This window comes from Mucilaginibacter sp. A5337 (assembly GCF_059690695.1).
Window position 1 is genome coordinate 821,641 of record NZ_JCAWEC010000002.1, and the last position, 24,442, is coordinate 846,082.

Here is a 24,442-nt window from a genome sequence, read left to right on the forward strand (position 1 = left end):
ACCTCCATGAATAAATTATCATTAATAATCAGCTTCATAACCGTACTTATCCTGGGTGCATGCAAACAAAAACAGCCACCTGTCGACCCGGAAATACCGGTTAATTTGTTAAAGATCAAAGCCAAAAATGTGCTTTACTATGATCAATATCCTTCTACTACTGCTGCTTTAAGCCAGGTTAACCTGCTTCCACAGGTGCAGGGAGCTATAACCGGTATATTTTTTACCGAGGGGAGGCATGTGGAAAAAGGACAAAAGCTTTTTGAAATAGACAGGCGTATATACCAGGATAATTATGATGCGGCGGTAGCCAATCGCAAGGTCGCCGAAGGCAGTCTTACCCAGGCGCAACAAGATGCCGACCGGTACGAGTATCTCAACAAATACAACGCAGTTGCCAAACAGCTTTATGACCATGCAGTTATTGCGCTGCAAAATGCACAGAATCAGTTAAGCGCATCAGGGCAGGCCGTAAAAACTGCAAAAACCAACCTAAACTATGCTACGGTTTATGCACCATTTAGCGGCACCATAGGTTTTAGCCAGGTTAAACTGGGTGATGTAGTAAACGTTGGCTCAACCGTATTAAACACTATATCAACCGATGACCCAATGGCGGTTGATTTTGTAATAAATGAAAAGCAACTGCCCCAATTTGAGCGCCTGCAACAAAGTAAAACTCAGGCTGTAGATTCGCTTTTTACGCTCTTATTGTCTGATAATTCACTATATCCTGTAAACGGTAAAATTTCGGTTATCGACCGTGCAGTTAACCCGCAAACCGGGTCGGTTACTATCAGGCTTGTATTTGCTAACCCAAAGCGCATGTTAAGGGTTGGTATGAGCTGTGTTGTACGGGTACATAACCAGGAAGCAGGCCCTCAGCTGGTGGTGCCGGGCAAAGCTGTAGTTGAGCAAATGGGCGAATACTTTGTATTTACCGCCAAGGATAGTTTGGTTAACAACCCAAAAGCCGGGGCCGATTCTGCTAAAAATAAAATATCCAGGCTTTTTGCCGTGCAAAAAAAGGTACAGCCGGGGCAAACCATTGGAGCCGGCATGATCATCAAAAGTGGTATTGCAGCCGGCGACCGCATTGTTGTTGATGGAGTGCAACTGCTGCGCAATGGCGTGCCGATAACAACGGCCAACAAGGCTGCTCCCTCTGTAGGTGGTAAAGGAGGCCGATAAAACACGCTTAATTTATTCAGGAAAAAATTTATGATAGCTAATACCTTTATAAAAAGACCTGTAACGGCAATCGTGATATCTATTGTATTGGTTATTACGGGTACGGTATCCATATTGCTGTTACCTATAGATCAATACCCCGATATTACGCCACCCATTGTACAGGTTAACGGCCAATTTACGGGGGCCGACGCTCAAACCGTTGAACAAACTGTTGCTACCCCTATTGAGGAACAGGTAAACGGTACTCCGGGAATGGAGTATATGCAAAGTAACAGTACCAATAACGGGCAGATGACTTTGAATGTAACGTTTAAGCCCGGAACCGATATTGACGTTGCTGCCCTTGATGTTCAGAACCGGGTTAGCATAGCTACGCCGCTGTTGCCTGCCGTGGTAAGCAGGCTTGGGCTCACTGTACGTGCAGTTAACCCAAGTATGTTGATGATGGTAGCCATATATGCTCCCAAAGGCACGCATAACATCACTTTTTTAGATAATTACACCAACATTTTTATACAGGATGCCTTGCTGCGTGTGCCGGGTGTTGGAAGCATCAACCGCTTTACCGACGATTTTAGCATGAGGATCTGGATGAACCCGGAAAAAATGGCTTCATACAGCTTAACCCCTTCTGATGTAATTGCTGCCCTTAATGCACAAAACGTACAGGTAGCCGCCGGAACAGCGGGTGTGCCTCCGCAAGCCTCAACCCAAACCTACGAACTGGGTATCCTGGTAAACGGCAGGTTAAGCAAAGTATCTGAATTTGAAAAGATCATTGTTAAAACCATCCCGGCAACCGGACAAATGGTTTATCTTAAGGATGTGGCCCGGGTTGAACTGGGTAAATTCACCTTCTCGAGTAATTCTTTTGTTGATGGCCATAAAGCATCTTACCTGCAAATATACCAGGCACCCGGTAGCAATGCCCTTGAAACTGCGAATGGCGTATACGCCGCCCTCGCCAAGCTGAAACAGAACTTCCCGGCCGATGTACAGTACCAGGTACCTTTTGAATCCGTTACGGTGGTAAAGGTATCCATGAGCGATGTAATAGGCACACTCTTAAAAACATTAGCGCTGGTTGCCGTGGTTGTATTTGTGTTTTTACAAAACTGGCGTTCAACGCTCATTCCGGTATTGGCTATACCAGTATCTATTTTCGGTACATTTTGCTTTTTTATCCCGCTTGGCTTCACTATCAATACTTTAACCATGTTCGGTTTTGTATTAGCCATTGGTATTGTGGTTGATGACGCCATTATTGTGGTTGAGGCCGTGCAGCATTATATCGATCATGACCACATGTCGGCTAAAGAAGCTACGTATACGGCCATGAAGGATATTTCGGCCCCGGTTATTGCCATTGCGCTTATATTGGCTGCCGTATTTGTGCCGGTAGGCTTTATACCCGGTATTGTGGGCAGTCTTTATCAGCAATTCGCTATCACCATAGCCATATCTGTTATCATATCGGCTTTTATAGCCTTGTCGTTAACACCGGCGCTTTGTACGTTGTTGCTTAAACCCTCGCCAATTAATAAGGAGGCTAAGGGTATCAATAAGTGGTTTTTTGTGTTTAACAATGCATTTGAACGAATAACCAACCGATATACCCTTGGCGTGCAAAAAAGCATTAAGGCTTCACGCCCGGTGATCATCATATTAATATGTATTTGTGCGGGATCGTACTTCCTTTTCCAGGGCAAACCATCAGGGTTTATACCGTCAGAAGATGATGGAAATCTGTACGTCACTTTTCAGTTGCCTCCGGCGTCATCAACCGCCCGGTCGGTTGAAGTGATGTCGAAATTAATGAAGGTGATCGGCTCCACTCCCGGCGTTGCGCATTACGCCGCATTGTCGGGCCTTAACGTTGTCACCAATGCCAGTAACTCAAACAACGGCACCATTTATTGCCAGCTTGCCCCCTGGGATGACAGGAGTAAATCAAGCGAACAGGTGCCCGGAATTATAGGCGTACTGCAAAAGCGCATTGCCGACGCCGGTATAAATGATGCCAATGTGGAAGTGATCCAGCCTTCGCCCCTGCCCGGCATTGGTACAACAGTTGGTTTTAGTATACAGATAGAGCAGCGAAGCACAACTGATAATTTGCAGGCATTTGAAAAAGTGGTGAACAACTTTGTAACCGAAGCCAATAAAAATCCGGTTATTAAAAAGGCTTTCACTTTTTATACTTCGCATACACCCAATTACAGCTTAACGGTTGACAGGGAGAAGTGCGAAAAACTCGGGGTAAATGTAGCAGATGTTTTTACCACTATACAGGCGTATATGGGAAGCTTGTATATCAATGATTTCACCACCTATAACCGCACTTTTCACGTAGTAGTACAGGCCGATACAGCTTATCGCAAGCTGGTATCCAACATGGATAAATATTATGTGCGTAACCAGGCCGGTGGCATGGTGCCACTTGGAACGGTTATTAGCTACAAGCCGGTAGATGCCCCGCCGCTGATCTCACATTTTAATATTTTCCGTTCGGCCGAAATTGATGGCTCAACCAACGAAGGTTACAGCAGCGGCGCAGCTATAACCGAAATGCAGAAACTGGCCAAACGGGTTTTACCCGAAGGGTACGAGTTTGAGTTGTCCGGTTTGAGTTACGAAGAAGTAAAAGCAGGTTCAACCACTATTTACATCTTTATATTTTCTCTTACGTTCGTGTTTCTCTTTTTGGCCGCGCTGTATGAAAGTTGGTCTGTTCCCTTTTCCGTATTGCTGGCTGTACCTGTAGGAGCTTTAGGAGCTATCCTTGCTTTGGTAATGGTTCCGGGTTTAACCAATAACGTTTATGCCCAGATAGGTTTGATAACGTTGATTGGCCTTGCAGCAAAAAATGCCATCCTTATTGTGGAGTTTGCAAAAGTACGGGTTGACCAGGGAGAAGAGCTCATCAAATCTACCCTTGAAGCCGTAAGCCTCCGTTTAAGGCCTATTGTCATGACATCGCTGGCATTTATTTTAGGCGTATTGCCATTGGTATTAGCTACGGGCGCAGGAGCTGTAGCCAGGCAAACCATTGGTTATACCGTACTTGGCGGCATGCTTGCTGCATCAACAATAGCCATATTTATTGTACCTGTGCTGTTTGTAGTGATAACCCGTGTTTCATATGGCAAAGAAAAGCTGGAATACCTGCAGGCGCACCGCGAAAACCTTAGAGAAAAGGCTAAAAAGGTCGAAGCTCAAAACATCGACCCTGAATTGGAATACGAGATTGCGAAATCCCGCGAATTACATAAAACTGAATAACGATGATCGCAAACACATTTATAAAAAGACCGGTCACCGCAATCGTTATATCCGTAGTATTGATGATTTCGGGCTTAATATGCCTGTTTAACCTGGCGGTTGACCAATACCCGAACATTTCACCACCGAGCGTTTCCGTCAACGGATCTTACACCGGTGCTGATGCGCAAACTGTTGAACAAACAGTTGCCACTCCTATTGAGGAACAGGTAAACGGTACGCCGGGTATGGAATACATGACCAGTACCAGCACCAACAGCGGCGGCATGGGTATCAGGGTTACTTTTAAAATTGGCACTAACGTGCACATAGCAGCACTTAATGTCCAAAACCGCGTGGGGATTGCTTCGCCGTTATTGCCATCGGTTGTGAGTAAGTTAGGCTTAACTGTACGCGCCAGTAATCCCGATCAGTTAATGATGATAGGCATTTACTCGCCAAAGCATACCCATAACATCACCTTTTTAGACAACTATACCAATACATTCATTCAGGATGCCATATTACGCGTGCCTGGTGTTGGTGATGTGACTGCACGTACCGATAACTTCAGTATGCGCATATGGCTTAATCCCAATAAAATGGCATCGTATAACCTTACTCCGGCCGAAGTTACCAGTTCTCTGTCTTCACAAAACATGTATGTAGCAGCGGGTGCTGTAGGTGCGCCTCCTCAACCGTCATCGCAGGTTTATGAAACCGGGATTTTGGTTAATGGCATGCTTAACAAAGCTACGGAGTACGAAAATATCATTATCAAAACCATCCCCGGTACGGGTCAGCTTGTGCGGTTGAAAGATGTTGCCAGGGTTGAACTGGGTAAGTTTACCTTCTCAAGCAATGCCTTTATTGACGGTAACCGGGCCTCAACCATCCAGGTATACCAATCGCCCGGGAGCAACGCGCTGCAAACAGCCGAAAATGTGTATGCTGCTTTAGCCAAACTCAAAAAATCCTTTCCAAGCGATGTGGATTATGTAGTGCCATTTGAATCCATAACCATCATTAAAGTTTCGATGCAGGAAGTAGTGGGCACATTGCTTAAGGCACTGGGGCTGGTGGCTATAGTTGTGTTGCTGTTCCTGCAAAACTGGCGATCAACACTCATTCCTATTATGGCTATCCCGGTATCTATATTAGCCACCTTTTGCTTTTTTATACCGCTTGGATTTACCATAAACACGCTAACCATGTTTGGCTTTGTGCTGGCTATAGGTATAGTGGTTGATGATGCCATTATAGTGGTTGAAGCTGTACAACATTATATAGATGAAAAAGGTATGTCCCCCAAAGAGGCTACTTATCATGCCATGAAGGAGATCTCGGCACCGGTAATAGCCATTGCGCTTATCCTTGCATCAGTGTTTGTGCCGGTTGGCTTTATTCCGGGAATTGTTGGGCGTTTGTATCAGCAATTTGCTATTACCATCGCTATATCGGTTATGCTGTCGGCCTTTGTTGCGCTTTCATTAACCCCGGCATTATGTACGCTATTGTTGCGCCCAGCCAAGGCAGCCGGTGCCAAACTAAACTGGCTCGATCGTTTTTTTATTGCCTTCAACCGGATGTTTGAAAAAATGTCCTTCAGCTACGCTAACAGCGTAAAAAAATGTATACAGGGGGCTCGCTATGTTATCATTGTTTTGGTATGTATTTGTGCCGGCACTTATATTTTGTTTAAGCTAAAGCCTTCTGGTTTTGTACCTTCTGAAGATGGCGGCAGGTTATACATAACTTACCAACTGCCGGAAGCATCATCAACAATTCAATCGGTTAATGTGATGACCAGACTGATGAAAATTGTGGCATCAACTCCGGGAATACTGCATTATACTGCCATTTCCGGGTTCAATATTCTTAACGGCGGGGCCAACTCAAACAATGGCTCCATGTTTTGTATGCTCACTCCCTGGGATGACCGCACCACTCCTGATACCCGGATACAAGGTTTAATTAACGTAATTAAAAAGCGTATTGCGAAGGCCGGTATCAAAAATGCCAACGTGGTTGTTGCTCAACCTCCACCAATCCGCGGCATAGGCCAGGCAGCGGGCTTTAGTATGCAAATAGAACAGGGAAATTCTACCGACGATATTTATGCATTTGAGAAGACTGTCAAAAAATTTGTCGCAGCAGCAAAAAAAGTACCTGCAACAGCGGGAGCATATAGTTATTTTTCGGCACATACACCAAGCTACGAATTAAATGTAGACAGGGAGAAATGCGAAAAACTGGGTATCAATATCTCAGACGTATTTTCAACTATGCAGGCTTATATGGGCAGCTTGTTTGTAAATAATTTTACGCTGTATAATCGTACGTATCACGTGGTGGTTCAGGCAGATACCTCCTACCGGGCGCTTGTGTCTGATATCAATAAATATTATGTACACAATTCGGCGGGTCAAATGCTGCCGCTGAGTACAGTGATCAGTTACAAGCCAATTGTAGCCGCTCCGCTCATCACCCACTTTAACATTTTCCGTTCCGCAGAGGTTGATGGCGCTATTCCGCCGGGATATAGCAGCGGCCAAACCATTGAAGCATTAAAGCAACTGGCTGCAAAAACACTTCCGCGGGGTTACTCCTATGAGTTTTCGGGTTTAAGCTATGAGGAGATAAAAGCGGGCTCCATCACAGTATATATCTTCCTGTTCTCTATCATTTTTGTATTCCTGTTTCTTGCAGCTTTGTATGAAAGCTGGTCTGTGCCTTTTTCGGTAATGCTTGCAGTTCCTGTCAGTGCATTTGGGGCAATAGTTGCTTTATCCGTTACGCCGACCATAACCAACAATGTGTACGCACAAATCGGCTTAATAACACTTATTGGTTTATCTGCTAAAAATGCCATTCTTATTGTAGAGTTTGCCAAACTGAGGGTTGACCGCGGCGAAGAGCTGATCAAATCAACACTGGAAGCCGTACGCCTGCGTTTGCGGCCTATCATCATGACATCTTTAGCATTTATTTTAGGGGTATTACCACTGGTATTGGCTACAGGTGCAGGTGCCGAATCCAGGAATACCATTGGAGTTACAGTGCTGGGGGGTATGATAGCATCATCAACCATATCCATTTTTGTTGTGCCTGTGCTCTTTGTGCTGCTTACCCGGTTCTCCTACGGAAAAAAACAACTGGCTTATTTGCAGGCCCATCATGAAGAACTGATGGAAAAAGCAAAGAAAATTGAGGCACAGAATATCGATCCGGAACTGGAGTATGATATCGCGGAAGCACGTGCCGAACACGAATCATCACGCGAAACGAATTAATAATAGAAGGAAATTATCATAAAAGCATATGAAAAATGTACAATTGATATCAAAACGATTGAAAAAGATCAACTACCTATACACAAAAATGATCTTGAATGAGCTGTCTCCTTTTGAGCTCGATCATCACTTTGAAGCTTTATTAACTCTTGCTGTTGAAGAAAAGCAGATTACACAAAACAGGCTTTCGGAACTTCTTCAGATTGACAAATCGCGCACCGCGGTAATTGTTTTTGATTTGGAAAAACGTGGATTGGTATCAATAAATATCAATCCTGAAGACAGGCGTCGTCACTATATATCACTTTCTCCTTTAGCCAAAAGCTATATACCACATATCGAACTAAGCGTTGAAAAAATAAACGAGCTTGCCGGGGCGGGTATAGAACAGCAGAAACTGATGACCTTTTTCGAGGTATCAGAAATGATCCAGCATAATTTGGTGAATAAGCTGTCATATTAACGACCTTATTTTAATTCCTTTCGATACAGGTCATATACAACTAATAATACCTGTATCGATAAGAAATAGTTTATATGTTTATGCAGGCGGTGTTCTTGGAGGGGCCTCTGCATGAAGATGGTGCGTTTTTTGAATCAGCACATGAGCTTCAGTTCTGTTATGTCCCGGAGGGGCCAAAAGCAAACTTGTTTTGGACAAGCCCGACCACAAGGTTTGATTCTTAAACGCGATAGTCCCCCCTCCGCGTTTTCGCTGCGAGATCATGCGGTTAATATCACCTACACAAATCCATGGGTCATGTAAGGTAACTCCCCATTTGGCGTGGTCATTTGTTTCGGGCCAGGCCCAATGTGCCCCCATGAAGCCTAAGTTGATATACTTAATATCAAAGGTTTTATGAATACCGTCACTATCAGCTATCGGTGGAATGGGGCCGCGGATCCAGGTTTCAACGTCCAGGTCATCTTTTAAAACGTCACCTACCAAATCATTCCAAAAATCTTTATTCCATTCCCTGTTCTTAGCTATAACTTTGAAAGGCATACCACCAATCGAGGTTAAATCAATCGAATCCCCCAGGGCAACGGGATGGTTTTTCAATGGCTGTGTTAGCGTAAAGAGATCAGCCGTCGGAGGCAAATTGGCAGTTCTAAAATGGTATATCTGCGGCTCCTGGTGGGTCAGCATTTGCTTGGCAATAGCATTCGCAGTTTTTAAATCTAATGAAATACATAAGTATGTTTGCCCATATTTGGGAGTTGGGTCTTTCTCTGAACCCGGCTCCATAAATTTGGGCCACGAGTGAAGCAACCAGAAAGCTGTTTCAGATTCGGTATCAAATGCTAATATTCCCTTGGTATGCCCCCTGGTACCATCGTCATGTTTATTAACGCTAAAGCTTTCGGGCATCTCATCATTGTAAAGGATCCAACCAGTGGTTGGAGCCGGCGTGTTGAAATTCTTGAACACCGATTCCATTGTGAGGTTGAGCGCCCCCTTGTCGCTGTTCAGTACATTAGGAGATTTTTCAATTACTCTTTGCCGGGCATCAGAATTTGCATCGATTTTGGAATCGTAATAAACATACTCATACCCTGTAGCTTTGTCGTTGCCCACCCCTCCGTCAAGCTGCGGAACTTTGTAAATAAACCACCAGTCAACTGGTTCGCCACTTTCATCAAGCGCTGAAATTTTCATAATTTTTTTGGTTAGGTTGTGAAATTGATTGATTAATCGCTTGCAGGCGTTGATGAGGTTTACAATAAAGATAAGGCTATATTGCGAACAGGTGCCCCCGTATTTTCACGGTATTTTGAGGTGTTTTTACCGTATTTTTACGTATAAAACAATCAGTTATTAGAGGTTAAACTGATTGACGGCACAAAAAAATCGCTGCCCTGTTAAGACAGCGATTTTAAAACATACAATTGTTTTGATATTATAGTTGATCTTAGAATTAATGACGATGTTTACTTATTTTTTAATCATCATCTTCATCTTCATCTTTCCCTGCCAGCTTAGCGGGATAGGCTTTTTTCCCTTTAGCAGCAAACCACAGTATCCTGTTCATCACGTCATCATTTCCACCATCAATATGATCGTATTCGGGCCTTGATGATAATTTCGCAAAATGTAATGCAGATCCTTTGAGTGAAGAAAAAGGCGCGCTGATTTTATTAAGCGGCACCATATTTTTCAAACTGGTATAAGTATAAGGAGATGGCTTACCGGTAAAGCAATCAAACATGGGCATTGCGGTTGCGTCAATGATGTTCATTGGTGGTAAACCCAATATTTGTTCAATGGAACGTACGATACAGGTCTGGTTATAATTTTTGCTTACTTTATGCTGTAGCCTGCTATAAGGACTAATCACAAAGCCTGTAGTACGATATGCAGACACGTGATCCCATCCCGCCTGCGAGTCATCTTCAGTAACAAATATTACCGTATTTTTCCAGAAACGGCTTTTTGAAATTGCTTCTACAATACGGCCAAGCGCCAGGTCGTTATCGGCCACCATGGCATCGGGTGTTGGAAAACCAGGCCGGGTGCCTACTGTATGATCCGCAGATAGCGCCATGATCATCAGTTGAGGCAACTGGTCCCCCGGTTTTTGCTCATATTCATGTAGCTCTTTAATAAAAGCTGTTGCTCTTAATTGCTCGTTGATCTTATGTTCATCGGAGCCCGGAAAATTCTGCGACAGCATTGGTCTCACCCGCGAAATGGTACTGGTATTCTTAAATACAAAAGGCTTACCTGCTGTGTAGTTGTTATAAATATCGCTCCAGCTTAGCTTATCATCAAAATGCACGGCACAAGCTTCACCATAAATCCTTACTGTTTTACCATGATCGGCAGCGTTATTCCAGATAAAACCGTTACCATCGTAAACAAGTGCATCTTCCTGCACATGCGGATAACTCCTAAACCAGGAGCGTACGCTTTTTTCAACATAATCTGTAACCATGGCAGCATCGGTCCACTGGTGACCTTCTGCCGAACACTTGCCGGAGGCATAATAATTATCAAGCAACAAAAAGTTGCGCGCTATATTATGTTGATTTGGCGTAACACTATCGCCATAAATACAAAGCGATTTATTGCCATTGCCTTCAGGCATATCGCCTAAAACCTGGTCGTACGTACGGTTCTCTTTGATGATATACAGCACATGGTTAAAAACCGATGGCTCACCGATACGCTCTGGCATTGGTTTAGGCGCGATATTTTTACGGGGCAGTAACTGCGCTATCTGCTGACGGAAGCTGAGGTTCAGGTCCTGAACTTTTTGGGTGTACTGCTTCAATAAATTATCATCGGGGATACTAATCATTGATACAGTTGCCTTTAAATGGTGCGAGTTATAAGCAGTAACGTCAGCGCCGGATGGCAAATCGCCTTTTAAATTATCCTTACCTATTTCATCTGTACCTATCCTTGAGCCCTCTCCTTCCAGGTTGCTCACAAATAAATTATTGCCATCAACAGCCAATCCGCCGGGGTATGCTTCTGTTGGGATAAAGCCTCTCACTTCATCATTGCCGGTGCCTTTGAGCGATGTTTTGTTGCCTAACTTTACTACGGCTACCGCGTTATCCAGTCCGTTAGCAACATACAATGTGGTACCATCGGCATTAACAGTCAAAGCGTTTGGCGAATCGCCTATATAACTTTTTTTGCCAGGATTTAACTTAACATCAATCGCAGCTACATTTTGCAGCGAATTGGTTGAAATTACCGATACCATATCGCTGTTGCCATTTGCTAAATAAACAAAAGCTTCATCCGCGCTGTTAACGATAGCATTCGGATGCAGGCCAACTGTAATTTCTTTAATCACATCGCCTTTAGCTAAATCCATAACCATTACGGTACCCTGTACCGTTGCCCCGGTTTTGGGGTCGATATATGCCTTACCATATGGAACGCCGGCTGTTTCACGCTTCAATGTATCAATGGCTTGCGGTCCTGCCCAATTGGTTAAAAATATTTTGTTTTTCGCGATGGTAATTCCATATGGAGCAACACCGGTTGATTTTGTCCAAACGGTTTTATTATCCGCTAAATTAATCTTAACCAACTGGTTATTTCCGTTTAAAACTACGTACAGGTAATTGATGCCATTTTCATTATTGATGACCAGATCGTTGGGTAATGCCAGCGGCGATTCGCCTTCAGCTTTAAAGCTAAATGTGTTTTGGATGCTGATATTACCGTCTTTCCATACTGCCTGAAAAACGTATGATTTGGAATCTTTGCCCTTGCCCGCAGCAGCACTCCAGTAGATTTGAGTTTGATGACCGATATTAACCACTTTAAGACCAGAGTATGTACTTGTAAGCCCGCGATAGCGTGTGTCTTGCTTGTAGGTCCACCGCGTGGCAACTTTTTTTGCAGCAGTATCAATTATGGTCATACCGTACCTGTCTTCAACAGCGATAAACCTGGTACCCGGGATTAGCCTTACATCCATGCTGTGGTTTTCATCAGCAGCATCGCCAAATGAAATTACCGTACCGGCCGGATCAATAATGCGGTTATAAGGCATTAAAACCGGCAGGATATGGCGGTTAAGTGTACTGTCGTCATAGGCACTATGCATATTGACCTGTTCATTATCGGAAGTCTGTTTATTTCCTGAAACAGTATGACAAGCATAAAAACAAAAAGAGAACACTAAGATGAATAGATGCAATAAGACTTTTGGATATTTCATAGTACTAAGCTAAACGGCTAAATTATGACAGATAGATTTATTAAAGGTAAATAATTGATGAAGAATATAATTGTTACATAGTTAGAGGCTGTTTACGTTAACATTTTCAAAGAACAAGGTTGAACCCATAATTAATATTGACATTACTTGGCGTTTTTAGAAACCAATTTAACTTATCCGATAATATTTATACAAAAGGGGGTTAACATTTTTTTGGCATAAAAAACGATCAACTAATTGATTATTAACTATATAATTAAAAATCAGCACAAAATTGTGTTAACCCTGTTAACCCCCTTTTTGTTAGAAAAGTTAATTCAATCGAAACTATATATCGCTTAAGTTATCTGTATCAAAAAATGAAGCTGATCATTTTTTGATACAGCCTCATAACAACTTCTTAAACAGAAATTAAATAATCTTTTAGCGAAAAAACACCCTCGGTTATCGTCATTACCATAATTGTTATGATATTTACCGGGAACCATCAAAGCAAGAGTGATCAGGATAATCAGCTACCAGGAAGGCGAAAGCAATCATAATATCATCATCAAAGGCGCAACCATTGCCGACCTTAGCGAAAGTATTATTGCCGCTCATGCTGCTGTAAGTATTTATTTTGATTCGCATAGCTACCGGCAAATACTGGCCAAGCACCTTGAAATTAACCAGGGCGTATTTACCAATCAATCGGGTACCGTAGCTTTCCCTGAGGTAATTGTTACCGGCCACGACGGGCAGATGGCGCTTTCATGCGGATGCCATGCCACAGGTAATAAACTGTGCGAACACCAGGCACAGGTATTATCGGCCATAACACAACGAGATGAGTTTAGGGTGTTTTTTGATGCCGAACTAAGGCATAAAAAATTAAAAAAGACAGCGGCCGATTACGGATTGGAAGAAGAGCCAGATCTCGATAAGTTTTTCGAGCTGAGATCATCATCTAAAAGCTTTGAAATAATCCCGCGCTCTGTAGCATTAACCGCCGTTACCAAAGAGAGCCTTGCCAGTTTGCAAAGTATCATCGTAAATGATAAAGCCGAACCAATTGAACAACCCGGCGATGTGGCGGATAAAACAACCTGTATTGTACTAAAACAACACAAATATTATAAGTATTTATTTATTGAGCTGTACCTTGCACAAAGCACTAAAGACGGAAAGATTAAGAATCCTTTGCTGCCAATAGCTCCTTTAGACCTCATCTGGGAAACCAATGACGCACAACAGCTCAAGTTTTTTACCGGGGTACATAAGTTTCAAAACCATATTAGCAAAGAGAAAACAGTTGCAGATATCGCAGCGCTGAAAGCCATCGTTAAAAACCCTTTAGCATATAGTTTTTACGCTCATGACAACAATGTTTCTGAAAAGGTTAGCAGCGGTTCGATAAACCAGGTTTTGGTTAAAAGTTTAAAAAGCAACCTGGAGCTTAAGGTAAATACATGGGATGAGTTTTATGAGATAAGCGGCATTTTTAATATAGATGGGTTGTTGTATGATATAAAAGATCTTGATATCAAATACACCTACTTTATCAGCACCGGCAATGTACTTTACCTGGTTGAAAGCTTGCAGGTATTGAATGTTATTGAACTGCTGAAAAAGAAGCAAGGCAGCCTGCAGGTGCATAAAAGCAAATTCGGCGAGTTAAAATCGCACCTTCTTAACAAGCTGGAAAACAAGCTTCACATTGATTATACTTACATTAAACCAGCCACACAGGAGCAAATAAAGAAAGAGGGATTTGATCAGCCTGCCGAAAAGATCATTTACTTGTCAGATTTTGGTGCTCATGTGATGATTATCCCGGTGATACGTTATGGAGAGGCCGAGATCCCCATCCGCACACAAAAACAAATTTATGGTACCGACGAAAAAGGCAACCAGTTTTTAGTCAAACGCCGAGATGACGAGGAAATAGCCTTTACAGCCCTACTTGTAAAACAACACCCCTATTTTAACGAACAACTGGATAACGACCTCGATTACTTTTACCTGCATAAAAGGCACTTTTTGGATGAAGAGTGGTTTTTAAACGTATTTGACGAGTGGCTTAATAGCAATATTGAAATACTTGGCTTTAACGAACTGGAGGGCAATAAGCTAAACCCGCATAAAGTAAAGATCACCATCAACGTAGTGAGCGGCATTAATTGGTTCAACACAGTAATCGATTTAAAATTCGGCAAAAAAAGGGCTTCATTAAAACAGGTGCACCAGGCTGTAAAAAACAAAAGTAAATACATACGGCTTGATGATGGTACGCAGGGAATTTTACCCGCCGAATGGATAGAGAAATTCACACACTATTTTAATTCGGGCGAAATCTCAGATGATGATACGTTGCACACTTCAAAAAGTAACTATACTGCCATACAGCAATATTATGATGAAGAAATGCTTGACGAGGATGTACGAAATGAGCTTGCCATATACAATAAAAAGCTAACCAGTACTGCAGTTATTGATGAAGTACCTGTACCTGCCGGACTAAATGGAACACTCCGTGCCTATCAACGCCAGGGATTGAACTGGCTCAACTTTTTGGATAATCTTAATTTCGGCGGCTGCCTCGCCGATGATATGGGCCTGGGTAAAAGCATCCAGGTTATTGCTTTTATCCTTTTGCAGCGGAGTAAAACCGACGACAATACCAACCTCATTGTGGTACCTACTTCGCTCCTGTTTAACTGGCAGCAGGAGGTTCAAAAATTTGCACCGTCTATCAAAGTTCATACTATTTATGGTGCGGAGCGGCTTAAACATACCAAACATCTGCGTCAGCATGAAATTGTGCTTACTTCCTACGGTACACTATTGTCAGATATTAATTTCTTAAAAGATTTTAATTTCAATTATGTGTTTCTGGATGAATCACAGCATATAAAAAATCCCGAATCGCAACGTTACAAGGCCGTCAGGCTCCTGAAATCGCGCAATAAAATTACCATAACAGGTACCCCTGTCGAAAACAACACGTTCGATTTGTATGGCCAGCTTTCATTTGCATGCCCGGGCCTGCTGGGAAGCAAACAATACTTTAAGGACATTTATGCAGTTCCTATCGATAAATTTAAGGGAAGTAAACGTGCCGCCGAATTGCAGGAAAAGGTGAAGCCCTTTATATTGAGGCGTACCAAACAACAGGTTGCTGCGGAACTGCCCGAAAAAACCGAAATGGTTTTGTATTGCGAAATGAAGCAGGAACAGCGCCATATTTACGACTCCTACGAAAAGGAATTCAGGGAATACATTTCGGCCACAACAAACGAAGAGTTGAAAAAGAGCTCTATGAATGTATTAAAAGGGCTTAATAAGCTCAGGCAGATCTGTGATTCCCCGATGCTGATAAAAGGCGAAAAAATGCCGGGCGATGCATCGGCCAAGCTGGATATGCTGATGGAAGAAATTGAGAGTAAAAAACATCAGCATAAGATCCTCATCTTTTCGCAATTTGTATCTATGCTTGATTTGATCCGCAAGGAATTAAGCTCCCGTGATATTCGTTTCTCGTACCTCACCGGCCAAACACGCAAACGGGAACAGGCAGTTAATGAGTTTCAAAATGATCCCGGCATCAGAGTGTTTCTTATTAGTCTTAAGGCCGGCGGTACCGGGCTAAACCTTACAGAAGCCGACTACGTGTACCTCGTTGACCCATGGTGGAACCCAGCAGTCGAAAACCAGGCAATAGACCGTTGTCACCGTATAGGCCAGGATAAAAAGATTGTAGCAGTAAGGCTCATTTGCCCCGGTACTATTGAAGAAAAGATCATGGTAATGCAGCAATCAAAAAAGGATATAGCCAACACCCTCATCAAGCCAGACAGCACTATCACAAGTTCGCTTTCAAAAGATGATCTGCTTGATTTATTGAATTAGCCTCACTGCAGCAACAATCTATCTACAATAAATTGCTGTTAAGCTCTTGATTTTCGTAATAAAGGCAGCACTAAAAAAGTCACAAGACAATGAGCAACCAACGACAGACCAAAAGTAAATACCAGGATATATGATCTCTTCATCCATGTATTAAAATAATCAAGAAAGCCCGATTGGTTGGTACCACTATATAACGCAGCCAATGCAAAAACAGATAATCCCGTAAGCCATAAAGTTAAGTGCGAATAAAAATATCGAGGCGAGATCAAACTTGCATTTGAAAACGAAGTAAATAACAAAACTACGTGAGCAATAAACAGGATAACGGCAATTGAAATAAGGATATAATGCATATTAAATATTTAATTTTTGAAGATAATACTTAGACTAATACAACCCAAAGTTTTAAGCTATAATTTTTCAATTTAATAGCATACCAGGCCCAATCGTTATTCAATTGGATCGGGCAGTGCGGGTTTGGATGGGTCATATACAGCTACGGCCACCCGCGAATCGGCACAGCCGTAGTACATGAACCATTTTTTTTTAAAGTAAACCATCCCCTCAATAAAAACGGTGCCATTTATATATTGTCCGCTTTTTTCAAAAGCTTCCACCGGCCTAAGGAAAGGAATATCAAGTCGCGTTTTAAATTTAGACGGATCTTTTGCATCAAATAAGGCCTGCCCAGCACAATACGAATTGGCATTGAACCGCTTATCCCTACCTTCCGCTGGTTTGTTTTTGCCGTTATAAAACAGGATCACGCCATTTTTAGTCATCAATGCTGGCGGGCCGCATTCGGTTAAATCGCTATCAAAATAACCATCGCGAGGCGACATAAGCTCTTTCAGCTCCCCCTTTTGGTCAACTACCGGCACCCAGTCTACTAAGTTTGTCGATGTTGCGGCGTATACATGGTGTTCGCCCCAATACAACCAGTATTTTCCATGTGTTTTAATAATTACCTGTTTACCGTTAACCACCCGGGTTAATATGGAGGCTGATTTACTGGCAATATTAAAAAACTTACCATGGTAGGCGGTCTCAAATATTGGACCGTGCTTTTTCCAGTGGATCAGGTCTTTTGACGTCGCTATGCCTAATCTTGGTAAATCCCGGTTCCATTCGGTGTAAAAAATAACATAGGTACCATCGGGCGTAACTGCTACACGCGGGTCTTCACAACCGCCAGGCCATTCGTATTTTTTGGCGATGTCGTTATCCGGATAAAGTACAGGTGTTTTTCTTCGGTTAAAATGAATCCCATCGTCACTTTCAGCATAGCCAACACGTGAGGTGCGGAAGCCAATGCCTATACCGTACAGATCCTCGGCCCGGTACAGTACTACTATCTTATTGTTTTTTATAGTCGCTGCAGGATTAAAAGTATCATTGGCCTCCCATTGAACCTGCTTATTGCTCATTGGATCGGGGAAACGCGAAGTTGTATCGGGCGAGATAATGGGATTGACAGCTGCCGGCCGTACAAACCCGCCAAATGCCCACGAAGGTAACTTGTTAACAGTTGACTGGCCATAGCAAACATGGGCAAACAAAAAAGAAAATATAATGTACCCTCTTCGTAAAAAACTTATCATGGTAAATGATTTATGGTTATGATTTATAGTATGGGGGCATACGGATGATATCTTTTATATCCTGCACAATAATGGCTGAAAACAAAGCAGATATCAATTATAATCGCTTCAAAAATAGTAAATTTATCTCCTGTTATAAACCAAATACCTATCCTGCAAAAAGGTGTAATTTTAAGCTGATGAGAAAACTTCTTTTACTCGCATTTTTATTCTTTGTATTACAGGCAAATGCTCAAACCGCCACACCACGGCAACAGTTTCCGGGACTGTTTGAGGCGGTTCAAACCTCAACCATTTTTCCGGATAACAAGACCTTTGTTGATGCCGTGCCCAAGCAGGATCCTGCACTGATCGTGAAAGCTTATAATGAGCAGAAAGATAAGCCCGGCTTTAGCCTGCAGGCATTTGTTTTAGCTAATTTCAGTGTCCCTGTATCGCACAACAACTTTCAAACCGATATATCCGCGGGGATTCGCAAGCACATTGATACTTTATGGCAGGTATTACAGCGCCGCCCTGACGAAGCCAAGCCTTTTTCATCGGCACTTGCCTTGCCTAATCCATACATTGTGCCTGGCGGCAGGTTCAGGGAAATTTATTACTGGGACTCGTATTTTACAATGCTCGGCCTGCAGGAAAGCCACCAGGTGAAGGTGATCCACAATATGGTCGAAAACTTTGCTTACCTGATTGATAAATATGGCTTTATCCCCAACGGCAATCGCAGCTATTACCTCACCCGTTCGCAGCCGCCATTTTTTGCTATGATGGTTAACCTCCTGGCAAAATTGGAGGGCGAGAAAGTGCTGGTACATTTCAGGCCACAGTTGATCAAAGAATATGAATACTGGATGCATGGCTGGGAAACAATAAAGGCCAATGAAGCGGCACACAGGGTTGTACGTATGCCAGATGGCGTTGTTTTGAACAGGTATTGGGACGAAAGCGATGAACCGCGCGAGGAGTCATACATAAAAGATGTTGATGCAGCTAAAGAAAGCAAACAACCGTCGGCCCAATTTTATAGAAACATCCGTGCAGCTGCGGCTTCAGGCTGGGATTTCAGCACGCGATGGTTTGATGCATCGGGCAAATTGCCAACTATACAAACCAGTGATATCATACCTGTTGATCTGAATTGTTTATTATATAATTTGGAAATGACCATCGCCCGCAGCTTAAACCAACTCCCAAATGCCAAACTGGCTAAAATGTATAGGTATAGAGCAAACAGCCGGAAAAATGCAATCCTAAAATATTGCTGGAACCAAAAAACAGGCTGGTTTGATGATTATAACTGGAAATTGAAGCAACAATCAGCTATTGAAACGCTTGCCGGCGAATTCCCGCTTGAATTTAAAATTGCCAGCGATGAGCAGGCCCGTTTAGTGGCCGATGGGCTCAAAAGCAACTTCCTGAAACCTGGTGGCCTGGTTACCACGCCAAACTTTTCGGGCCAACAATGGGATGCACCAAATGGCTGGGCACCATTGCAATATATGGCTGTAGATGGCCTTGAAAAATACAATTACAATACACTGGCAAAAGAAATTGCTACTCGTTGGCTTAAACTTAATATCAGGGTGTTTAAACAAACCGGAAAATTATTGGAAAAGTATAATGTGGTTGATACACAATTAACTGCCGGCGGCGGGGAGTACCCCCTGCAGGATGGCTTCGGCTGGACTAATGGGGTTTTATTGCATTTGGTTAACAGATATCACATTGATACAGAACAACTGGAAAAAACACCGGCTGAAGTTCAGAATTGATTAAACTGTAAAGCATGTTGTAGAATCCAGACTTACGAAGTTTCGAAAACTTCGTAAGTCTTAACTATCGTGCGGAGGAACTATGAAGCATCTATACAATACAGATCTGCTTCCGTGCGATTGCCACGCTGCGCTCGCAATGACCGTGTTTATTGATGATGTTTACTTTATCATATAGGTAGCCTTATTCATCCCAACACCAGTAATTTTCAATGATTTCCAATTCGCAGGTAATTTACTTTTAACCTGCACAATGCCGGTTGGCGTAATATCCAAACCGCCAAAACCCATCAACAGGCTTTGAATAATTCCTCCTGCCCCGGTAGCGAAGTACGGGTTGGTTCCGCCTTTGGTTTCGGCAATTACACGGAACGGCGGATTAAGATTGGGCTCGTACGCGTCTTTAAAAAAATGCAGGGCCTTTTCTCCATTGCCCAAGCGTGAATATAACAGCGCAAAAACGGCCTGGGTCATGGCCGGGGTGCCTTCGTTGGGTACACGGGTTTCGTAGTATTCGAGATCTTTTTTTATCTGAGCCGGATCGGTTATTGTTTTAAGCGGATAGGCCAACAGGTTAACATCAGCCTGTTTAATCCCCTCGCCATTGTAGGATGCGTGTTCGCGGGTAACCCCATTATCCAACTTCAGAATTGGGATATTTTGAGCAACATTCACCCAATCGGCGTCGGCTTTTTCTCCTAAAATTTTAGCAGCAGTGGTGGCATTTAAAAGGTTTGCTTTTGCAGCGGCATTGGTGAATGCGTTGTTATCAATATTTTCGGCCCATTCGTCGGCCGCAACTACGTTTTTAATATCGTAATGACCGGCTCCGTTGCGTTCAACCCGGCTTGCCCAGAAATCGGCAGTGGCCGAAAGTATAGGCCAGCCTTTTTCTTTCAGCCATTGTTTATCCTGGGTAACACAATAATAATTCCATGCCGCAAGTGCCACACAAGCCGTAATATGATGTTCAAAAGGGCCGCTCAATGCCCAAACAGGTGTCTCCTCTACCCCGCTGTCGGCGCTTTCCCAGGGAAACATTGCCCCTTTATAACCATGCGAAAACGCATTTTTACGCGCGGCATCCAGGCGCTCAAACCGGTACTCGACCATCGATTTTGCAATTTCGGGATGTAAAACCAGCATTGCGGGATACATCCAAACATCGCAATCCCAAAAAACGTGACCGTTATAACCTAAACCCGAAAGCCCCATTGGTGAGGGCGAATAAGCCGTTCCAGCTCTTGAAAACGAGTACAAATGGTACAGCATGCTATGTATATCCTGCTGCGACTGGTCATCGCCCGCTATCTGGATATCGCTTGTCCACAGCTCATCCCATGCCTTATTATGAAATTTGATGAGCCTGTCGCGGCCTTCCAGTTTAGCAAAAATAGTAAGGCGCTCGGCTTCATTCAGTGGGTCGGCATGATGTGCTGAAGTTATGGACGAACCAGTAACAGCATAATTGTAAGTTTGGCCGGCAGCTATAGCTTTGCTAAATTTCATGAGGTGCATGTTATTATCCCACATTTCATGAATGATGCGGGGCTCCTGGCCATGCGGCTCGCTAAATAAAAAGGACGTAGACGCACATAGCTGCATTTTACCAGTGGGGCTTTTTGCTGTTGAAGTAAGTAAGCTTATGGTTACATGCGGCCTGTCAATTTCATTATAGTAATTCTGAACCTCTTTAAGCGCGTCGGGCGCTTCCATTACACTTGCGGATGTGATGCTGATAGCTTGCTTTGCCGTCACCGAAACATCCATCAAAACAGTAAAAGGCAATTGCCTAAATGAGTAATAGGTGTATTTTATGGTCGCTTTATCGGCATAATCAAAAGTGGTGGTGAATGCAGCATGCTGCATATCCAACTCTTGCTTAAAATTACTGATGTTTTTGGCATCGATGCGTTTACCATCAATCTCGAGGTACATGTTAAGCAGGTTAAAACTGTTCAGAAAATTGCTTACCCGGCCCCGGCCATACAGGTCATAAGCACCAGCCAGCACTACATTTTTAACCTTGAATGGTTCGGGGGCAGATACTATCCCGATCATCCCATTGGCTACCGTAATTCCGTAGTAGTTAGATGGATCAATTTTATCTGCTTTAATTTTCCACGGGTCAATATTTTGTGCTTGAGATACCACGGGCATCAGTAAAGCAAAAAACAAACCAAACTTAAATACCTTATTCAAAATCAATGACTTAAAATCAATAACTAAAATACTACTTAATCTTCAACTGAAGCTTTTTAACTACCAGCTGGCCTATTTCGGCTCCTTGTTTGTTACCTACAACACAGGCATTTTTGAAGTGGATCCCTCCCATTACCCTCGACATAGCTGCAGATTTTGCCGCCTCCCGGAATGACTTAAAAGATAAAGGATCGATCCCAAACTCCATTTCTGATGAATCTGTATAGGCAAAATCATCACCAATTCTATTGGTAAGTACCTCGGCAGCAGCCGATGAAATCACAGCGTGACCACTGCTGTATTCCGGAAATGGAGGCGTTTGAATGTACGGGCGCCAATCGGCATCTATATATTTTGTAATTATAGTTTCTGGCCGTACGTAGTTTGAGCGATATTTAAGATACCAGCAATTGATAAAACCGTCGAACAGGGCAATTGAGGTTTCGGTATAAACGCTAACCGTAGTAGCAAAATCAAACTTTTTACTGCGTGTGCCTATAGCTGTTATATTCATCCAGTGCCCTCCTGGCGAAAACTTCTTGGTTGCAAACGATGCATGGCCTACTACATTGAGCTTAAAAGCATTATCATCCCAAAAATCAGCCTGGTGTTTTTCTTCTTTGGTTAAACTGTCAACTATTTGTTTCACCTCGAGTGCCTGTTTATAAAAAGGGCTTTTATGATCTTTAACGTTAAAAGCCGGCGGATCAGGTGGGATAAATTGAGCTGTCGAATCCAGCACCATCGGCCTGATCTCGCCCCAATGCGCTTCCAAGGCCTGAGCATACATGGGCGGCGTTGGGATCCAGCGGCCATCCTGCTGTTTCACAGTATATTTACTTGCCGAACGCGTTTGGGCATAATGATCGCCTTTGCTCCATTTCAATATAAATTTGGCAACTTTACCGGCATAATTTACAGAGCCCTCAAACAGTGGCGACGGCATACCGGCATCTTTGGCTTTCTTTTTAAGTTCGTCAACATATTGATCCATACTACCTTCGGGAAATGTTACCGCGTTACCAACGGTGCAAAAGGCAAGCAGCGAAGCAAACTGATAATCAACAGCTGTGTCTTTTGATGCCTTTGGTACGGCAGGCAAGTGTTTAATTTGCCCGGCTAATGATTTAAAATGTTCAGGATCGCCGGAGGCAATGACTTCATAGGCGGCTATGTTAGCATATACATAATTACGGGAAGCAGTTACCGGCGGAAAGTTATTTTCCAGCACAATATCATTGAGCTTTTTAACAGTTTGGCGGTAAAGTTCAGGGTCGTGAATTACTTTTTCATAGTCGGGCTTTTTACAGGATGCGAATAAAAACAATACTCCGGTAAAGCAAAATAAAAAGGATCTCATAAGTTATAAAATAGGTTGAAACCCGGGCAGATCTATAGGGAAAAACCTGCCGGATTTTTTAATTGATCAACAGCCAATATAGGCTTTTTTTAGCATGCTGCTGCATGTTTTGGTTAGTTTTTTAAGCTGGAATAGCACTTTTTTCATTTAAATAAAAAGCAATTTATTTTGTAACAATACGCACCGATAATCCACCTGATATTATTAAATTTATCACCCCCGGTTATCCGTGTTTTTATAAACTGAATGAAGAAGAGCTTTTTTATTATACTTACTGCTATCGCAATTATCATTGCGGCAACTTATATTTTACTTCCTCAAAGACCTGCTATAGCACAGGACCTATCTATCGATACTTCTGATATTATTGCTGCAAAATTCCTGACCACCAAAAGCGGATGGGATAAATGGTGGCCTGGCATTAAGATTAACGACAAGCAATATAGATTTCAGGATTCCAGGATTAGTATTGATAAAATGACCAACGGCAGCACCTATCTTAAATTGCAAAAAGATAACCTAACCTTTAACGGTGAAATAAGTTATTTTGCCGATGCCGAAGGTTCTATCAAATTTAAATGGAATGCGATTGATGAGAATAATGCCGGATTTTTATCGCGGCTAACTAATTATTTCAAGACCAGGAATGCAGAAAACCAAATTACCGAAATTTTATTAAGCCTTAAACATTTCCTTGAAGATGAAAGGAATACTTATGGTTATAAAATATACCTGAACCACGCTAAAGACACAGTTTTGCTTGTTTCGGCTGATACATACCCTGCTTATCCTTCTTTGCAGGCTATTTACAATACTGTAAATACATTGCAACAGCAGGCCACAAGCCAGGGTGCTAAGCAAACAAACTTCCCCATGCTTAACGTTACTCAAACCGATGATCACGAATACCAGGTAAACGTTGCCCTGCCAATCAACAAAAAGATCAACCCTCTTCAAAAAACGAGCATAAATAATATACCCAAGGGAGGTAATTTGCTGGTGGCCGATGTGCGCGGCGGGCAAAACACGGTTAGCGATGCTCTTGCACGAATTAAAATATACATGAAAGATCACAGACTGGTATCGCCGGCTATGCCTTTTCAATCACTTATTACGGATAGGCTGGCGCAAAAGGATACATCAAAATGGATCACCAAAATATATTATCCGATACTGTAACCCGGTA

The 24,442-nt window shown here is 42.8% G+C and carries 13 protein-coding genes; 7 read left to right on the plus strand and 6 right to left on the minus strand.

Annotated features, from left to right (window positions below; all coding sequences use genetic code 11):
- Nucleotides 1–6: 6 nt before the first annotated feature.
- The 4 genes from AC59JO_RS08325 to AC59JO_RS08340 are packed head-to-tail and all read left to right on the plus strand — an operon-like array spanning nt 7 to nt 8,211.
- Nucleotides 7–1,191 (plus strand): efflux RND transporter periplasmic adaptor subunit, encoded by a 1,185-nt coding sequence (locus tag AC59JO_RS08325; RefSeq protein WP_497304632.1) that lies wholly within the window; start codon nt 7–9, stop codon nt 1,189–1,191.
- Between the two features lie 30 nt (nt 1,192–1,221).
- Entirely contained in the window at nt 1,222–4,476 is a 3,255-nt protein-coding gene (locus AC59JO_RS08330; RefSeq protein ID WP_497304634.1) for an efflux RND transporter permease subunit, read from the plus strand.
- A 2-nt stretch (nt 4,477–4,478) separates the two neighbouring features.
- Entirely contained in the window at nt 4,479–7,748 is a 3,270-nt protein-coding gene (locus AC59JO_RS08335; RefSeq protein ID WP_497304636.1) for an efflux RND transporter permease subunit, read from the plus strand.
- 28 nt (nt 7,749–7,776) lie between these two features.
- Nucleotides 7,777–8,211, plus strand: a complete 435-nt coding sequence (locus AC59JO_RS08340) for a MarR family winged helix-turn-helix transcriptional regulator (RefSeq protein ID WP_497304638.1) — start codon at nt 7,777–7,779, stop codon at nt 8,209–8,211.
- Between the two features lie 78 nt (nt 8,212–8,289).
- Here AC59JO_RS08340 and AC59JO_RS08345 read toward each other — a convergent pair whose 3' ends face one another.
- Complete coding sequence (locus AC59JO_RS08345) at nt 8,290–9,408, minus strand: deoxyribonuclease II family protein (RefSeq protein WP_497304640.1); 1,119 nt, start codon at nt 9,406–9,408, stop codon at nt 8,290–8,292.
- A gap of 283 nt (nt 9,409–9,691) precedes the next feature.
- Nucleotides 9,692–12,319 (minus strand): bifunctional YncE family protein/alkaline phosphatase family protein, encoded by a 2,628-nt coding sequence (locus AC59JO_RS08350; RefSeq protein ID WP_497304642.1) that lies wholly within the window; start codon nt 12,317–12,319, stop codon nt 9,692–9,694.
- A 612-nt stretch (nt 12,320–12,931) separates the two neighbouring features.
- On the opposite strand from AC59JO_RS08350, the gene AC59JO_RS08355 reads away from it, so the two are divergent.
- The gene (locus AC59JO_RS08355; RefSeq protein ID WP_497304644.1) at nt 12,932–16,321 is read left to right on the plus strand and encodes a DEAD/DEAH box helicase; all 3,390 of its coding nucleotides are present in this window, start codon (nt 12,932–12,934) and stop codon (nt 16,319–16,321) included.
- Between the two features lie 38 nt (nt 16,322–16,359).
- Here the strand turns inward: AC59JO_RS08355 and AC59JO_RS08360 are convergent, their stop codons facing one another.
- Together AC59JO_RS08360 and AC59JO_RS08365 are read right to left on the minus strand one after the other, a co-directional pair.
- Nucleotides 16,360–16,674, minus strand: a complete 315-nt coding sequence (locus tag AC59JO_RS08360; protein ID WP_497304646.1) for a hypothetical protein — start codon at nt 16,672–16,674, stop codon at nt 16,360–16,362.
- 96 nt (nt 16,675–16,770) lie between these two features.
- A complete protein-coding gene (locus AC59JO_RS08365) occupies nt 16,771–17,922 on the minus strand; it encodes a beta-1,2-mannosidase (protein WP_497304648.1) in 1,152 nt (383 codons plus the stop codon).
- A gap of 125 nt (nt 17,923–18,047) precedes the next feature.
- On the opposite strand from AC59JO_RS08365, the gene treA reads away from it, so the two are divergent.
- Nucleotides 18,048–19,694: an alpha,alpha-trehalase TreA gene (gene treA / locus AC59JO_RS08370; protein ID WP_497305041.1), complete on the plus strand. Its 1,647-nt coding sequence runs from the start codon at nt 18,048–18,050 to the stop codon at nt 19,692–19,694.
- A 162-nt stretch (nt 19,695–19,856) separates the two neighbouring features.
- On the opposite strand, the gene AC59JO_RS08375 is transcribed toward treA, so the two are convergent.
- Nucleotides 19,857–21,896, minus strand: coding sequence for a kojibiose hydrolase (locus tag AC59JO_RS08375; protein ID WP_497304650.1), 2,040 nt, complete (start codon nt 21,894–21,896; stop codon nt 19,857–19,859).
- A 31-nt stretch (nt 21,897–21,927) separates the two neighbouring features.
- Complete coding sequence (locus tag AC59JO_RS08380) at nt 21,928–23,256, minus strand: vanadium-dependent haloperoxidase (RefSeq protein ID WP_497304652.1); 1,329 nt, start codon at nt 23,254–23,256, stop codon at nt 21,928–21,930.
- A 246-nt stretch (nt 23,257–23,502) separates the two neighbouring features.
- Here AC59JO_RS08380 and AC59JO_RS08385 point away from each other — a divergent pair, with 246 nt between their 5' ends.
- Nucleotides 23,503–24,435 carry a GyrI-like domain-containing protein gene (locus AC59JO_RS08385; RefSeq protein WP_497304654.1) on the plus strand — a complete coding sequence of 311 codons (933 nt, stop codon included), beginning with the start codon at nt 23,503–23,505 and terminating at the stop codon, nt 24,433–24,435.
- Nucleotides 24,436–24,442 lie beyond the last annotated feature (7 nt).

What these genes read in the sequence shown, in the direction of transcription:
- AC59JO_RS08345 (WP_497304640.1), bottom strand. Translation starts at nt 9,408, where the DNA reads ATGAAAATTTCAGCGCTTGATGAAAGTGGCGAACCAGTTGACTGGTGG.
- AC59JO_RS08340 (WP_497304638.1), top strand. Translation starts at nt 7,777, where the DNA reads ATGAAAAATGTACAATTGATATCAAAACGATTGAAAAAGATCAACTAC.
- AC59JO_RS08360 (WP_497304646.1), bottom strand. Translation starts at nt 16,674, where the DNA reads ATGCATTATATCCTTATTTCAATTGCCGTTATCCTGTTTATTGCTCAC.
- AC59JO_RS08380 (WP_497304652.1), bottom strand. Translation starts at nt 23,256, where the DNA reads ATGAGATCCTTTTTATTTTGCTTTACCGGAGTATTGTTTTTATTCGCA.
- AC59JO_RS08335 (WP_497304636.1), top strand. Translation starts at nt 4,479, where the DNA reads ATGATCGCAAACACATTTATAAAAAGACCGGTCACCGCAATCGTTATA.
- AC59JO_RS08325 (WP_497304632.1), top strand. Translation starts at nt 7, where the DNA reads ATGAATAAATTATCATTAATAATCAGCTTCATAACCGTACTTATCCTG.
- AC59JO_RS08365 (WP_497304648.1), bottom strand. Translation starts at nt 17,922, where the DNA reads ATGATAAGTTTTTTACGAAGAGGGTACATTATATTTTCTTTTTTGTTT.
- AC59JO_RS08385 (WP_497304654.1), top strand. Translation starts at nt 23,503, where the DNA reads ATGAAGAAGAGCTTTTTTATTATACTTACTGCTATCGCAATTATCATT.
- AC59JO_RS08350 (WP_497304642.1), bottom strand. Translation starts at nt 12,319, where the DNA reads ATGCATAGTGCCTATGACGACAGTACACTTAACCGCCATATCCTGCCG.
- AC59JO_RS08330 (WP_497304634.1), top strand. Translation starts at nt 1,222, where the DNA reads ATGATAGCTAATACCTTTATAAAAAGACCTGTAACGGCAATCGTGATA.